This window comes from Streptomyces gobitricini (assembly GCF_039532985.1).
Lineage (GTDB): Bacteria > Actinomycetota > Actinomycetes > Streptomycetales > Streptomycetaceae > Streptomyces > Streptomyces gobitricini.
The window spans coordinates 44,106-58,679 of the sequence record NZ_BAAASR010000030.1; the positions used below are offsets into that span (position 1 = coordinate 44,106).

A 14,574-nucleotide genomic window follows, 5' to 3' on the forward strand; every position below is an offset into this window, starting at 1 on the left:
CGAAGGGGTGCGGGGGAAGAAGGCCTGTGGGCGCGGACGGCGGTCCGCGCCCACAGGCCTTTCCGCACGCCGAGAGCCTTCTCCCGAACACCCTCCATTGCCGGGGGTTTGCCCTCCGTCACGGGGGTGACCCGGCCCCTGACGGAAGGACCAGGTCAATGGGACTGCTATCCGTACTGGTTCCCCTGCTGCTGCCGCCCGCGATGCTCGGGATCGTGCTGGCGATGGGGCGTTACGAGGAGCTCGTGCTGCCGGCGCGGGAGCGGGAGGCCGACAGGGCCGGCAGGGCCGAAGCGGGGGACGGCGCCGCCGTCACGACTTCCCGCCCGGCAGAAATTCCTGCATCTTCGCCTTCAGCCCCTGCTTCACGACCGCGCCACGCCCGGCGTCGCCCTTGGCGAGGGCCGCGACGGTCGACTCGAGTTGCTGCCAGGTCGCATGCGGCGGGATCGGCGGTACGGACGGGTCGGTGACGAACTCGACGACCGCCGGACCGTCCGCCGCCAGCGCCATCCGCCAGGCGCTCTCCACCTCGTCCGGCTTCTCCACCCGCAGACCGGTCAGCCCGATGGACTCGGCGAACAGCGCGTACGGCACGTCCGGCAGCTCCTGGGACGGCTCGAACGACGGGGCGTTGCCCATGGCGCGCAGCTCCCAGGTGACCTGGTTGAGGTCCCGGTTGTTCCAGACGCCGACGACCAGCCGCGGATCGTCCCACTGGTGGCGGTACTTGGCCGCGGTGATCAGCTCGGCCAACCCGTTCATCTGCATCGCCCCGTCCCCGGCCAGTGCCACCACCGGCCGGTCCGGATGGGCGAACTTCGCGCCGATGGCGTACGGCACCGCGCACCCCATCGAGGCCAGCGTCCCGGACAGCGAGCCGCGCATGTCACCGCGCATCGTGATGTGCCGGGCGTACCAGTTGGCGACCGACCCGGAGTCGGACGTCAGCAGCGTCCGGTCGGGCAGCAGCGGTGACAGGGCCCGTGCCACGTGCTCGGGGTTCAGCGGGTCGGCCGACACGCTCGCCCGCCGCTCCATGACCTCCTCCCAGCGGTGCACCGACTTCTCGATCGTCTCCCGCCAGCCGCGCTTCCGGTTCCGCCGCAGCAGCGGGATCAGCCGGCGCAGCGTGGCGCGGGAGTCGCCGATGAGGTTCACCTCGTACGGGTAGCGCATCCCGGCCATGTGCGGGTCGAGGTCGATCTGCACCGCCCGCGCCTGCCCGTACTCCGGCAGGAACTGGCTGTAGGGGAAACTGGAGCCGATGGTCAGCAGCGTGTCGCAGCCCTGCATCAGCTCCCAGGACGGCCGGGTGCCCAGCAGCCCGATCGAGCCGGTGACGTAGGGGAGTTCGTCGGACAGGACGTCCTTGCCGAGCAGTGCCTTGGCGACGCCGGCGCCCAGCAGCTCGGCGACCTCCTCGACCTCCGCGCGGGCCGCCGACGCCCCCTGCCCGATCAGGATGGCGGGCTTCTCGCCGGAGTTCAGCACCTCGGCGGCTCGCTCCAGCGCGTCGTCGGCGGGCACCGCCGTCCAGGCGCTCCGGTCCAGGCTGGAGGGCACCATCTTGAACTCGTGGGTGGGCGGCGTGTACTCGAGCTCCTGCACGTCGCCCGGCACGATCACCACGGTCGGGCAGCGGCGCGCGTACGCCGTGCGGATCGCCCGGTCCAGCACGTTGGGCAGCTGCTCGGGGACGTTCACGGTGGCGATGAAGTCGGAGGCGACGTCCTTGAACAGCGAGTGGAGGTCCACCTCCTGCTGGTACGAGCCGCCCATGGCGCTGCGGTGCGTCTGGCCGACGATCGCCACCACCGGCACATGGTCGAGCTTCGCGTCGTACAGGCCGTTCAGCAGGTGGATCGCGCCCGGCCCCGACGTCGCCACGCACACGCCGAGCCGGTGCCCGAACTTGGCGTACCCGACCGCCTGGAACGCGGCCATCTCCTCGTGCCGGGCCTGGATGAAACGTGGCTGGTTCTCGGCGCGGCCCCAGGCGGCGATCAGCCCGTTGATCCCGTCACCCGGATAGCCGAACACGCACTCGACGCCCCAGTCGCGCAGCCGCGCGAGAATCCGATCGGCGACATCCATGCTCATCTGCGGTCCTCCTGGCTCGGCAACCGGTACTTACTCGTCGGTAGAGATGCTGCGTTCCGGCAGCACAGGCCCGGGTACCGCGCCCTCGAAGAGCGGAAACGCCGAAAGGCGGCCAGCATGGAATGAGGAGTTTGCCGGGGTTGGCCCCGGGCAGGCGCATCTCGTGCTTCGGACCGGAGGCACGTCCGTAGGAGCGGCGATCCGTTCCGGGCGTGTCCCCTGCCCGGAGAAAGGAGCTCTCCTCGGGGTGACAGCCAACCGTCAGCACCGTTCAGGGAGCTGAAAAGCAATGCGTACCCTCGCTCACACGAAGCATCCGCACGACGACGCCCCCGACACCGCCGAGGCGTTCCAGCGCCTGGCCACGCTGCCGGAGGGCGAGGAACGGGAAGCGGTCCGGCAGGACATCGTCCGGGCCTGGCTCCCCATGGCGGACCGGCTCGCGGGCCGGTTCCGGAACCGGGGCGAGTCCCTGGAGGACCTCAAGCAGGTCGCCGCCCTCGGCCTGGTCAAGGCCGTGGACCGGTACGACCCCGAACGCGGCGCGGCCTTCGAGAGCTTCGCCGTCCCCACCATCACCGGCGAGATCAAGCGCCACTTCCGCGACCACATGTGGACCCTGCACGTCCCGCGTCGCGTCCAGGACCTGCGGGGCCGCGTACGCGCCGCCTACCAGGAGCTCTCGCACACGGTCGGAGGCCGCGCTCCCACCGTGTCCGAGATCGCCAAGAAGGCGGGCATGACCGAGGAGGAGGCGATGGCCGGGCTCGAGGCCCTGGACAGCTTCACCGCCCTCTCCCTCGACGCGGAGCTGCCGGGCACCGAGGACGGGTACACCCTCGTCGACGCCCTCGGCGGTCCCGACCCGGCCCTCGACGTGGTCATCGACCGCGAAGCGGTCAAGCCGCGCCTGCGCAACCTGCCCGAACGCGAACAGAAGATCCTCTACATGCGGTTCTTCCGCGACATGACCCAGAGCCGGATCGCCGAGGACCTCGGCATCTCGCAGATGCACGTGTCGCGGCTGATCAGCCGCTGCTGCAGCCAGATGCGGGAGGACATCATGCGGGACGCCGCCGCATAGCCAGCGCGACATGGCGGGACATCACGTCGGCGGCCTGCCCCTCGGCCATCGAGAACGCCCGCCGGGCACCGGTGCGGAACAGCGTCAGCACACCCGGCACACCGCCGTCCTCCCGCACCAGCGGCAGGCACAGCACGGAGCTGACACCGGCCCGCACCATGACGGAGGCGCCCGAGGCGTCCTCGCCGAACGCGAGGATGTCCTCGGGCCGCACCTGCAAGGACGCCGACCCGCCCCGGGCCGCCTCCATCACGAGCGGGCAGTCCTCCGGCGCCTGCTCCGCGACGGCCCTCCACAGCGGCCCGTCCGTCTCGCCCGCCGGCCCCAGCACCACCGCCCGGCGCGGGGGCCGCGCGCCGAGCGTGTCGGCCACCACCCAGTCCGCGAACCGGCCGTGCAGCACCCGCGCGGCCGCCCGCAGCACCGCGTCCGCGTCCCCGGGCGGGCAGGACAGCAACGCGCACGCCATCGCGTCCACCAGGTCCATCGCCGCCACGCGCTGTGTGGCCTCGGCCAGGTCCGGCGGCACCGGCCGGCACCCCGCCGCCCCGGCGGCCGCCGACGCCACCGTCCCCGGCGTCCCCGCCGACGCCACCGTCGACGCCGCCGGCCCCGTCGGGCCCGCCACGCCCGGCTGGAGCACCACGAGCACGGTCGCCTGCGGCTCGCCCGGAAACGGCAGCGCGACCAGGGACGCCCGCACCGGCTCGTCCGGCCGCTGCTGGAGCCGTACGGTCAGGCTGCGGGCTCCCTCCCCGCGTGCCGTGGCCGCCGCGTGGGTACGGAACGGACCCCGGTCACCCGACGCCAGCAACCCGGCCAGGGGGCGGCCCGTCGCGTAGCCGGCGCGCACACCGGTCAGGCCCGTCGCGGCGGAGTTCATCCGGCGTACCACCGTGTCGCGGCCGACCAGCGCGACCGGCAGCGGCAGTCGCTGGAACAGGGTCCGCAGCAGCCGCCGCTCGTGCCGGTCGGCCGGCGTGCCGTCCGGTGCCCGGGCCGCCAGCCGCTCATAGCGCGGCCAGAGCGACTCCGCCGCGTGCTGGAGCTCGAAGAGCGCCGCGTCCAGAACACCCCGCTGCTCACCGGGCGGGAGGGCGCGGGCGGAGCGCAGTTCGGCGACCCGTCGTACAAAGTCGGCGAGATCCTCGCCGAACTCGTCCGTCTGCGTCATGCGAGCACCGTAACCGCACCGCGCGGCCGGAAGGTACGGCCGTTTCCCGTCGTCGCCAGGGGGCAGCCGCAGCGGGAAAGGAGAGCACGCCATGTTTCCCGAGCAGGAGTACGAGGGCCCGGAGCCGGCATCGACCGTACGCAAGCTGCAACAACTGGCCGACCAGTGCGTACGCTCCATACCCGCCTGCTGCGGCGCCGTCACGACGCTCGGGGACGGCACCGGCGAAGGCGACGGAGACCGTGACGGTGACGGCGAACGCCGGGTCAGCGCGACCCACCCCGACCTCGCCGCCCTCGTGTCCGTGCAGCTCGACTCCGGCGAGGGCCCGATCCGGACCGCCCTCGACAGCGGGGAGCCGGTCGGCACCGAAGACCTGCTCACCGACGAACGCTGGCCCGACTACCGGGCGACGGCACTCGGGTCCGGCGTACGGGCCGGGATGACGCTCCCCTTCCACCGGACCGGCATGGCCGTCACCCTCACTCTGTACGGCTTCCGGCCGGGCTCCCTGAAGCTCGCCGCCCACGGCGGCGTCGCCCTCCTCGGTGAGGAGATCACGGCGGGCATCGCCCGCGACCGGCGGTACCGCGCCGCCCTCGCCGAGGCCGGTCAGCTCGCCACGGCGCTGCGCACCCGGCCCGTGATCGACCAGGCGGGCGGGATCGTCATGCACGTCCTGGGCTGTGACGCCGACGAGGCGTACGGGGTGCTGCGGCACGTCTCGCAGCTCACCAACCGCAAGCTCGCGGACGTCGCCGGGCACGTCGTCCGCACCCGGGGACGGGGCCTTGAGGACGATCTGGCCCGCCTGGCACCGGGTGCCGGCCACCGGTGACCGCCGAGCGGACCACGGAGCGGACCGCCGAGCGGACCGCCGAGCGGGGCGGCGAGCGGACCACGGAGCGGCCCACTCCGGAGCGGCGCTTTGCGAGGAACCTCCGTATAAAGGGCTATGGGGCTGGGCAGATGTCCCCGGACCACCAGCGGCGGAGCCCCAGCGGCGGAGGTGAGGGCATGCGGCAGCCGGACACCAAAGGACGCGGCCCTGTCCGCTACGGGCCGCCCGCTCCCGAGACCGGCCTGCCCGTGCTGCCCGAGCTGGCCGCCGTCCTCGCGGCCGCCGCCGACCGCACCGAACCGGAACCGCCCGGTGGCGGCGCCGTGCTGCGTGACGCGGCCTGCGGCTACTGGTGGCGGCGCGGCCTGCGCTGCCACCCCGACGACATCGCCGTCGCACCCGGCGCCCAGCCGCTGCTGTCCGCCCTCATGGCGGCCCACGGCGGCGACGTCCTGATGCCCCGGCCCTGCCCCGCCTGGTGGACCCCGCAGGCCAGGCTCCTGGGCAGGCCCGCCTACCACGTGCCGACACCGGCCGAGTGCGGGGGCGTGCCGGACCCGTTCGCGCTCCTGGAGACCGTACGGCGCGTCCGCGCCGAGGGCGGCCACCCGGCGGTCCTGCTGCTCTCGGTGGCCGACGACCCCACCGCCACCGTCGCCCCGCCCGAGGTGGTGCGCGAGGCGTGCGAGGCGGCCGTCGCCGAGGGCCTGCACATCATCAGCGACGAGACCTGGCGCGACACCGTGCACGAGCCGCACGACACCGTCCTCGTCAGCCCGGCCGAGATGTGCCCCGACGACGTCACCGTCCTGTGCGACCTGGCCGGCGCCCTCACCCCCGCCGCCTGGCCCGCCGCGATCGCCCGCTTCCCGCCCGCCGGGCCGCGCCCCGCCCGCCGGGCCCGCACCCTGGACCGGCTCACCGCGCTCGGCGCGGAGGTCGCCGCCTCGTTCGACGCCGCGGCCGCCCACGCGCTGGACGAACCGGCTCCGGTCGCCGCCCGCGCGGCGGCCGGCACCGCCCTGCACGCGCGCGTGGCGGCCGCCGCGCACCACGCGCCGGTGACCGCCGGGGCGCTCGCCCTCCCTCCCCGCGCGGGACGGCACGTGTACGCCGACCTCGGCCCGCTCCGCGGCCGGCTCGCCGAGCGCGGCGTGACCGACTCCATGGAACTGGAGGAGTACCTGACGGACCGCCTGGGCGTGCCCGCCCCCGGCGGCCACCGGTTCGGCGACGAACTCGGCGCCCTCCGGGTGCGCCTCGCGACCTGGCCCCTGCTCGGAGCAACCCCCGGGGAGCGCACGGAGTCCCTCACGGCGGTGGACCCGCTGGAATCGCCACCCGTGGCGGAAGCGTTGGAAAGGTTCGGTTCCGCGTTCCACGAACTGCGGCAACCACGGTGAACGGAGCTCGCAGATGACGGAACGGACGGCACCCACCGAACAGCCCGCCCCGGGCCGCGCCCAGGACGCGCCCGCCGGGCGCGCCCCGAGCGTGGCCTCTCACAACCCCGGCCGGATCCGCACCTGGCCCAGGTCCTTCGCCGACCGGCTGACCGCCCCGCTCCCCGGCGTACGGGCCATGGCGAGACTCGCCCGCGAGGGAGCGGTGCGCCCGAGCGCCGAAGGGCTGCGGGACATCCCGCACCTGCCGTTCGCGCCGCAGCCGATGCCCGCCGTGAGCGCCGGCTCCGTCGCCGTCACCTGGGCCGGTCACGCCAGCTGGATCGTCCGGATCGGCGGGCTCACCGTCCTCACCGACCCGGTCTGGTCCCGCCGCATCCTCGGCACGCCCGCCCGCATCACGCCCGTCGGCGTCCGGTGGGAGGACCTGCCGCCCGTCGACGCCGTCGTCATCAGCCACAACCACTACGACCACCTCGACGCCCCCACCGTGAGGAGGCTGCCCCGCGACACCCCCGTCTTCGTCCCCGCCGGGCTCGGCCGCTGGTTCCGGCGCCGACGCTTCACCCGTGTCACCGAACTGGACTGGTGGGAGACCGCCGAACTGCGCGACGTCCGCTTCCACTTCGTACCGTCCCACCACTGGTCCAAGCGGACCCTCACCGACACCTGCCGCTCCCTGTGGGGAGGCTGGGTGCTCGCCGACCCGGACGGGCACCAGGTGTACTTCGCGGGCGACACCGGCTACGGACACTGGTTCGAGGAGATCGGCCGCCGCCATCCCGGCATCGACCTCGCCCTGCTGCCGATCGGCGCCTACGACCCGCGCTGGTGGCTGCGCGACGTCCACACCGACCCGGAGGAGGCCGTCCAGGCATTCCAGGACCTCGGCGCCCGGATCATGGCCCCCATGCACTGGGCCACGTTCGTCCTCTCCTCCGAACCGGTGATGGAGCCCCTCACCCGCGTCCGCGCCGCCTGGCAGCAGGCGGGCCTGCCCCGCGACCGCCTGTGGGACCTCCCGGTCGGCGCCTCACGCGTCCTCTAGGCCCGCCGCAGCCGCCGCCACACCGACGGCACCGCCCCCACCAGCACCGTCAGCACGACCGCCGCCAGGACGCCCTGCCACGGGCGGGCGAACAGGGAGCCGCCCAGGACACCGATCAGCTGGTACGTCACCGCCCACGCCAGGCACGCCGGGAGGTTGCCGCGCACGAATCGGCGCAGCGGCATCCCCGCCAGCAGGCACGCCAGCATCGCCGGGATCCGCCCCGCCGGCACCAGCCGGGACAGCACCAGCACCGACACCCGGTGCTCCCGCAGCCTGGCCTGCGCGTGCTCCAGCCGGTCCGGCGCGGCCCGCCCCCGCAGAGCCTCCAGCCACCGCGAACCGTTCCTCGACCGCACCCCGCGCAGCCCCAGCCAGTACAGCGTCACGTCCCCCGTGAACGCCGCCCCCGCCGCCACCAGGAACACCACCAGCAGCGCGACCGGCGACGTCTGGTGGAACGCCACCACCGCCGCGGAACTGACGATCGCCCCGGTCGGGATCACCGGCACCAGCGCCCCCAGCGCCACCAGCAGGAACAGCGCCGGATAGCCGACCGCCTGCTGGGTCGACTCGGACGGCAGCTGACCCACCAGGGCGTCGATCACCCGGACACCTCCGGCCGGACACTCTCGCCGTGCCCCAGCCGGTGCACCGCCACCCCGGGCGCCAGCCGCGCCGCGTGCCGCACGAACTCGTCGCCCGGCGCGTGGAACTCGTGCGGACGCACCCCGTCCAGCCCGATCGGCCAGTACGTGCCGTAGTGCACGGGAACGGCCGCGCGCGGCGCCAGCTCGGCCAGCGCCCGGGCCGCCCGCGCCGCGTCCAGATGCCCGTGACCCAGGAACGGCCCCCACCCGCCGACCGGCAACAGCGCCACGTCCACCTCGCCCACGGCCTGCGCCATCCCGTCGAACAGGCCGGTGTCCCCGGCGAAGTACGTACGCGCCGCACCACTGATCACATACCCGAGCGCGGGGGAGAGGTGCGGCCCCACCGGCAGGCGCCGCCCGTCGTGGCGCGCCGGCACCGCCCGCACCACCACCTCCTCCACCTTCACCTCGTCCCCGGCGGCCACCTCGGTGATCGCCAACCCACCCACCGCGGCGAGCCTCCGCAACCCCGGCACCGCGCGGCTCGCCCCACGGGGCACGACCAGCCGCGTGCCCGGAGCCAGCCGGGCCAGCGACGGCAGGTGCAGGTGGTCGGAGTGCAGGTGGGAGATCAGCACCACCTCCGCCCGCGTGGCGGCCTGCGGCGGCAGCGCGCCGCGCCGCCGCCGCAGATGGGCGAGGCGGCGCACGAACAGCGGATCGGTGAGCACCCTCACCCCCGAGTCCTGGACCGTACAAGTGGCATGACCCCACCACGTGACCTCCACCGGCACACCCGCCCTCCTCGCTCCCGCGGTGCCCGTACGCGCTCCTACGAGCGTAGATGCGCGCCTGCCTCGCCCGGAGGTGATCGGAGTAGGGTCGGCGGCATGGACGACGTACGCGTCGCGGCGATCGCCAGTCTGACGCCGCTGGAGGAGCTCGACAGCGACCCCTTCCTGGTCGACACCCGCAGCCAGCACGCCATGTGCGAGCGGTGGGCGGCCGGCAGGGGCTACGTCGTCAGCCGACAACTGCTGTCCTACGGGATGCGGCCCGACCACCGGATGCTGTGGGCCGACGTCGAGGCGGGGGCGGTCGACCTGTTCGTCGTACCGAACGAACGGGTCCTGGACCGGGCGCTGACGTCCGCCCGGGACTTCACGGCCGAGTGCGCGCGCCGGGGCGTACGGCTGGAGACGGCGGGCCTGGACGAGCCGGCGTACGACGCCGGGATGAAGGCCCGGGTGCACCGCCGGCTCTCCATGCCGACGGCGGGCTACGACGGCTGCTAGCGGGGGCGGGAGCGGACGGCGTGGCCCAGGCACGGTGGCGTACGGCGGGCGGTGCCCTGATGCGGGTCGTCGTGGTGTGGGCGGTGTCCACCCTCACGCTGCTCGCGCTCGCCGGAATCCTTCCCGACTTCCAGCTCCAGTCGGACGACGGCGACAGCGTCACCCGCACCGCCGTCACCGCCGCCTGGGGCGCCGGGGCGTTCGGTCTGCTGGGCGCGCTGGTGTGGCCGCTGGCCGTCCGCGCCCTGCTGCTCGTACCCGCGCTGGTCCTAGGACTCCTCGCCTTCTTCCTCAACGGCTCGCTGCTGCTCCTCGCGCTGTGGCTCATCCCCGACGGGCGCGGGGAGGCCGAGCCGGAGAACGCCGTCGTGGTGGCCGCCGTGATGTCGGCCGTCGCGTCCGCGACCTCCACCGCCCTCGCCGTACGCGACGACAACGCCTACCGCGGCCGCCTGTACCGGCTCGCCGGCCGCAGCCGGTCCGGACCCCCGGCGGTCGGAGCCGGCAGCCCGCCCGGCACGGTGTTCCTCCAGCTCGACGGCGTCGGGCACCGGGTGCTGCGGGACGCCGTCGCCGACGGGGTCATGCCCACCGTCGCCGCCTGGCTCGGCTCCACCCACCGCCTCACGCCCTGGCGCACCGACTGGTCCAGCCAGACCGGCGCCAGTCAGCTGGCCATTCTGCACGGCTCCAACCACGACGTGCCCGCCTTCCGCTGGTACGAGAAGGACACCGGCCGGCTCATGGTCAGCAACCGGCCCGCCAGCGCCGTCGAACTCCAGCGCCGCGCCATCGAGCGCACCGGGGACGGCGGGCTGCTCACCCTGGACGGCGCCAGCCGCGGCAACCTGTTCAGCGGCGGAGCCGACCAGCTCGCCCTGGTGCTGTCCGTCTCGGCCCGCCGGGGGCACCGCAACCGCTCCCGGGCCGGGTACGTCGTGTACTTCCGCGACCCCGCCAACGCCGTCCGCACCGCCATCTCGTTCGTCGCCGAGGTGTGCCGGGAGATCGGCCAGTCCACCCGGTCCCGGATCAGAGGCGAGACCCCCCGGGTCGGCCGCGGCGGGCTGTACCCCTTCATCCGGGCCTTCGCCACCGTCGTCGAGCGGGACGTGGTCGTCGCCGCCGTCATGGGTGACATGCTGGCCGGCCGCACCGCCGTGTACGCCGACCTCGTCGCCTACGACGAGGTCGCCCACCACTCGGGGCCGCGCAGCCGCGACGCCCTGAAGGTGCTCGAACGCCTCGACCGCTCCCTCGCCCTGATCGCCAAGGTGGCCGACCACGCCCCGCGCCCCTACCGCATCGTGCTCCTCTCCGACCACGGTCAGAGCCCCGGCGAGACCTTCGAGTCCGCGTACGGTCTGACGCTGCGGGACCTGGTCCGGGCCGGCTGCGGACTGCCCGTGCCCCGCCGCGCCCACCACACCCCGAGCGGCGCCGAGGCGCGCGGTGCCCTGCGCAGCGCGGTGCACCTGCCGGTGGAGGAGGGCCGCGAGGAACGCCCGGCCCGTACCTCCGACCCGATCGTGCTGGCGTCCGGGAACCTGGGCCTGATCTCGTTCCCCGACGTGCCCCACCGCATGTCCCGTGAGGAGATCGAGCGCCGCCACCCCGCTCTGCTGCGCACTCTCGCCGAGCACCCCGGCATCGGCTTCCTCCTGGTACGCAGCGAGCGGCACGGCTCGGTGGTGCTCGGCCCCGCCGGCGCCGAGGTCCCGGCCGACGACCTCACCGACGACGGCCCGCTCGCGGTGTTCGGCCCGGGAGCGGCCGACGCGGTCCGGCGCACCGACTCCTTCCCGCACGCCGCCGACATCATGGTCAACTCCTCGTACGCCCCGCGGACCGGCACCGTGCACGCCTTCGAGGAACAGATCGGCTCGCACGGCGGGCTGGGCGGCGAGCAGTCGGAGGCGTTCCTGATGTCCCCGCGCACCCTCTCGCCGCCGACGGAGGACGGTACGCCGCTGGTGGGCGCCGAGGAGGTCCACCAGGTGCTGCGGCGCTGGTTGCGGGAGAGCCAGGGCCCGCAGGTACCCGTGCAGGAATCCCCGCCGCCACCGCAAGCGGAAGAAGTATTTCCGGTTGCCGACGGCGTCGCGCCGGACAAACGCGGGTGATTTGGTGCAGCGTCCGCCGTACCTGACCATGTTCAGGTTTGTACGGCGAAAGGCGCACCACCCCCCATGACCGGCACCCCCCTCATCACCGACCCCACCCCCGACGAGCGGTCCAAGCACGCCCGCAGCTTCGGACTGCCCATCGCGACCGCCCTGGTCATGGGCAACATCATCGGTGGCGGGATCTTCCTGCTCCCCGCCTCCGTCGCCCCCTACGGCACCATCAGCCTCGTCGCCTTCGCCGTCCTCACCGCCGGCGCCATCGCCCTCGCGCTCGTCTTCGGCCGCCTCGCCCAGCGGCACCCCCTCACCGGCGGCCCCTACATCTACGCGCGTGAGGCGTTCGGCGACTTCGCCGGCTTCCTCTCCGCCTGGTCGTACTGGATCACCACCTGGGTCTCCAACGCGGCTCTCGCCGTCGCCGCCGTCGGCTACCTCGACGTCCTCGTCCCCGTACAGGACTCCAGGACCGCCACGATCGCCGCCGCGCTGGCCCTCCAGTGGCTGCCCGCCCTCGCCAACCTGGCCGGAACCCGGTACGTCGGTGCCGTCCAGCTCGTGGCCACCGTCCTGAAGTTCGTCCCGCTCCTGCTGGTGGCCGTCGGCGGCCTGTTCTTCTTCGACTCCGCCAACCTCGGCCCCTTCCAGGCGAGCGACTCCGGCGCCGTCGGCGCGGTCTCCGCGTCCGCCGCCATCCTCCTCTTCAGCTACCTGGGCGTGGAGTCGGCGGCGGTCAGTGCCGGCGAGGTCCGTGACCCGAAGCGCAACGTCGGCCGCGCCACCATCCTCGGCACGCTCGGCGCCGCCGTCATCTACCTGCTGGGCACCCTCTCCGTCTTCGGCCTCGTCGCCCACGACCGGCTCGTCGACTCCAGCGCGCCGTTCTCCGCCGCCGTCAACGCCATGTTCGGCGGCTCCTGGGGCGGCACCGCCGTCGCCTGCATGGCCCTCGTCTCCATGGTCGGCGCCCTCAACGGCTGGACGCTGCTGAGCGCCCAGACCCCGTACGCGGCGGCCAAGGACGGCCTGTTCCCGCGGGCGTTCACCCACAAGCGGCGCGGCGTCCCCACCTACGGCGTCCTCGTCACCGTCGTCCTCGCCTCCCTGCTGACCGTCTACAACTACACGGCCGGCCCCGAAGGCGTCTTCGAGACGCTGGTCCTCGTCACCACCTTCACCGCCACGGTGCCCTACCTGCTGTCGACGGCCGCGCAGATCTACTTCCTCGCCTCCGGCCGCGCCGACCGGGTCCACCGCCCGCGCCTCGTCCGGGACGCCGTCCTCGCGGTCACCGCCTTCGCGTTCTCCATGTGGCTGGTCGCCGGCTCCGGCTACGCGGCGGTCTACCAGGGCGTGCTGTTCCTCTTCGCGGGCGTACTCGTCTACGCCTGGATGTCGGCCCGCAAGCAGCGCGCCTGACCCGGCCCGGCGCCGTTCCCCGGTGCGGCCCTCCCGCACCCGCCGTGCGTCCGCCCCGAGCGGGGCCGCCGTGCGGACCCGGACCCGGGCACGGGGCGGGGCACGGGCACGGGGCGGGGCCCAGGCCCGGCCTCCCGCCCGCCCGGCCCGTCGCACCCGCCCGTGCCGTCCTGCGGCACGGAGGCCCCCCGGACGGGCCCGCCGCCGAACGGCCCTGGTCCGGCCACCGTCGGCCGCCCGAAAATCGGCTGCGCCGACGGGTGCCGGGCGCCCACACTGGGCGAGCCCGACGTCCGTCCGGGCGTCGAACGGTCCGGACGCACCGGACCCCGCGCACCCCAGGAGCTCCCGCTGCAGGCCGCCGTCACCGTCACGCCCGCCCGGATCCCCGAGCTGCTGCTCGGCCTCGCCACCGTCCGCCCCGTCTTCCTCTGGGGCGCGCCCGGCATCGGCAAGTCGTCCCTCGTACGGGGCTTCGCGGAGTCCCTCGGCCTGGAGTGCGTCAGCCTGCTGGGCACCCAGCTCGCCCCCGAGGACCTCATCGGCGTCCCGCAGATCCGTGACGGCCGCTCCGTCTTCTGCCCGCCCGAGGCCATCGCCCGCGACGAGCCGTACTGCCTGTTCCTCGACGAGCTGAACGCCGCCACCCCCGACGTGCAGAAGGCGTTCTACTCCCTGATCCTCGACCGGCGCGTCGGGAACTACGAACTGCCCGCCGGGTCCATCGTCATCGGCGCCGGCAACCGCGCCACCGACAACGCACTCGCCCGGCCCATCGCCTCGGCGCTCATCAACCGGCTCACGCACGTCCACCTGCGCGCCTCCGTCACCGACTGGCTGGTGTGGGCGGGGGAGAACGGCATCCACCCGTGGGTCACCGACTACCTCACCGACCGGCCCGACCACCTCTGGTCGCAGCCGCCGAAGACCGAGGAGCCGTTCTCCACGCCCCGCTCCTGGCACATGCTCTCCGACGCGCTGCACTCCTTCGGGCCCACGCTCGACGAGGAGACGCTGAAGATCGTCGCGCACGGCACCCTCACCCCCGCGCACGCCGTCTCCTTCTGCGGGTACGCCAAGATCGTCCGGCACACCTACGGCATCGAGGCCATCATCAAGGGTGACGCGAACTGGCCGAACCGGGTCGAGGACCGCGACCTGCTCTACTACCTGGCCGAGGCGTTCCGGGCGCGCCTGATCAGGGAACTCCCCGCGACCAAGGACCAGATCCCGCCCGCGCTCCGGCAGGCCGCGCACCGCGCCAAGTCACTGCTCGTGCAACTCGCCGAGATCTCCGTCGAGGTCGCCCAGACCGTCATCCGCGACGACGAGGACGGCCGGCCCGTGCTGCCCGCCTGGTTCCTCGTCGAGGCCGCCCGCGACATGCCCCGGCTGGTCGAGGCCCGCCGGTGAGCCGCCTCGCACCGCCGGTGCGTCACCTTGTGCAGCGGGTGCGCCATCTCGGGCCGCCGGTGAGCCGCCTCGCGCCCC

Annotated in this window: 12 protein-coding genes; 8 read left to right on the forward strand and 4 right to left on the reverse strand. The window is 74.1% G+C overall.

The annotated features are described in order from the left end of the window. Positions 1-312: 312 nt before the first annotated feature. Entirely contained in the window at positions 313-2,103 is a 1,791-nt protein-coding gene (locus ABD347_RS24920; RefSeq protein WP_344365255.1) for a thiamine pyrophosphate-requiring protein, read from the reverse strand. Positions 2,104-2,392: 289 nt separating this feature from the next. Here ABD347_RS24920 and ABD347_RS24925 point away from each other — a divergent pair, with 289 nt between their 5' ends. Next, positions 2,393-3,187 (forward strand): RNA polymerase sigma factor SigF, encoded by a 795-nt coding sequence (locus ABD347_RS24925; protein ID WP_344365257.1) that lies wholly within the window; start codon positions 2,393-2,395, stop codon positions 3,185-3,187. Here the strand turns inward: ABD347_RS24925 and ABD347_RS24930 are convergent. Continuing rightward, positions 3,165-4,361 (reverse strand): PAS domain-containing protein, encoded by a 1,197-nt coding sequence (locus ABD347_RS24930; RefSeq protein WP_344365260.1) that lies wholly within the window; start codon positions 4,359-4,361, stop codon positions 3,165-3,167. The genes ABD347_RS24925 and ABD347_RS24930 overlap by 23 nt on opposite strands. A gap of 91 nt (positions 4,362-4,452) precedes the next feature. Between ABD347_RS24930 and ABD347_RS24935 the strand changes: the two genes are divergently transcribed. From ABD347_RS24935 to ABD347_RS24945, 3 genes are all read left to right on the forward strand, one after another. Continuing rightward, the gene (locus ABD347_RS24935; protein ID WP_344365262.1) at positions 4,453-5,199 is read left to right on the forward strand and encodes an ANTAR domain-containing response regulator; all 747 of its coding nucleotides are present in this window, start codon (positions 4,453-4,455) and stop codon (positions 5,197-5,199) included. A 179-nt stretch (positions 5,200-5,378) separates the two neighbouring features. Further along, the gene (locus ABD347_RS24940) at positions 5,379-6,605 is read left to right on the forward strand and encodes an aminotransferase class I/II-fold pyridoxal phosphate-dependent enzyme (RefSeq protein ID WP_344365264.1); all 1,227 of its coding nucleotides are present in this window, start codon (positions 5,379-5,381) and stop codon (positions 6,603-6,605) included. Positions 6,606-6,618: 13 nt separating this feature from the next. Next, entirely contained in the window at positions 6,619-7,653 is a 1,035-nt protein-coding gene (locus ABD347_RS24945; RefSeq protein WP_344365267.1) for an MBL fold metallo-hydrolase, read from the forward strand. Here ABD347_RS24945 and ABD347_RS24950 read toward each other — a convergent pair. Further along, complete coding sequence (locus tag ABD347_RS24950) at positions 7,650-8,261, reverse strand: DedA family protein (RefSeq protein ID WP_344365270.1); 612 nt, start codon at positions 8,259-8,261, stop codon at positions 7,650-7,652. The genes ABD347_RS24945 and ABD347_RS24950 overlap by 4 nt on opposite strands. Then, on the reverse strand, positions 8,258-9,040 hold the full coding sequence (locus ABD347_RS24955; protein ID WP_344365272.1) for an MBL fold metallo-hydrolase: 783 nt from the start codon (positions 9,038-9,040) through the stop codon (positions 8,258-8,260). Before ABD347_RS24955 ends, ABD347_RS24950 begins: the two co-directional genes overlap by 4 nt. Before the next feature lie 96 nt (positions 9,041-9,136). Between ABD347_RS24955 and ABD347_RS24960 the strand changes: the two genes are divergently transcribed. From ABD347_RS24960 to ABD347_RS24975, 4 genes are all read left to right on the forward strand, one after another. Next, positions 9,137-9,541 (forward strand): hypothetical protein, encoded by a 405-nt coding sequence (locus ABD347_RS24960; RefSeq protein WP_344365274.1) that lies wholly within the window; start codon positions 9,137-9,139, stop codon positions 9,539-9,541. Between the two features lie 59 nt (positions 9,542-9,600). Beyond that, positions 9,601-11,664, forward strand: a complete 2,064-nt coding sequence (locus tag ABD347_RS24965) for a phage holin family protein (RefSeq protein WP_425575761.1) — start codon at positions 9,601-9,603, stop codon at positions 11,662-11,664. 66 nt (positions 11,665-11,730) lie between these two features. Next, positions 11,731-13,083 (forward strand): amino acid permease, encoded by a 1,353-nt coding sequence (locus tag ABD347_RS24970; RefSeq protein WP_344365277.1) that lies wholly within the window; start codon positions 11,731-11,733, stop codon positions 13,081-13,083. Positions 13,084-13,434: 351 nt separating this feature from the next. Then, positions 13,435-14,496 carry an ATP-binding protein gene (locus ABD347_RS24975; protein ID WP_344365452.1) on the forward strand — a complete coding sequence of 354 codons (1,062 nt, stop codon included), beginning with the start codon at positions 13,435-13,437 and terminating at the stop codon, positions 14,494-14,496. The last annotated feature ends 78 nt before the right edge of the window (positions 14,497-14,574 follow it).

What these genes read in the sequence shown, in the direction of transcription:
- ABD347_RS24930 (WP_344365260.1), bottom strand. Translation starts at nt 4,361, where the DNA reads ATGACGCAGACGGACGAGTTCGGCGAGGATCTCGCCGACTTTGTACGA.
- ABD347_RS24960 (WP_344365274.1), top strand. Translation starts at nt 9,137, where the DNA reads ATGGACGACGTACGCGTCGCGGCGATCGCCAGTCTGACGCCGCTGGAG.
- ABD347_RS24970 (WP_344365277.1), top strand. Translation starts at nt 11,731, where the DNA reads ATGACCGGCACCCCCCTCATCACCGACCCCACCCCCGACGAGCGGTCC.
- ABD347_RS24940 (WP_344365264.1), top strand. Translation starts at nt 5,379, where the DNA reads ATGCGGCAGCCGGACACCAAAGGACGCGGCCCTGTCCGCTACGGGCCG.
- ABD347_RS24965 (WP_425575761.1), top strand. Translation starts at nt 9,601, where the DNA reads ATGCGGGTCGTCGTGGTGTGGGCGGTGTCCACCCTCACGCTGCTCGCG.
- ABD347_RS24945 (WP_344365267.1), top strand. Translation starts at nt 6,619, where the DNA reads ATGACGGAACGGACGGCACCCACCGAACAGCCCGCCCCGGGCCGCGCC.
- ABD347_RS24925 (WP_344365257.1), top strand. Translation starts at nt 2,393, where the DNA reads ATGCGTACCCTCGCTCACACGAAGCATCCGCACGACGACGCCCCCGAC.
- ABD347_RS24935 (WP_344365262.1), top strand. Translation starts at nt 4,453, where the DNA reads ATGTTTCCCGAGCAGGAGTACGAGGGCCCGGAGCCGGCATCGACCGTA.
- ABD347_RS24920 (WP_344365255.1), bottom strand. Translation starts at nt 2,103, where the DNA reads ATGAGCATGGATGTCGCCGATCGGATTCTCGCGCGGCTGCGCGACTGG.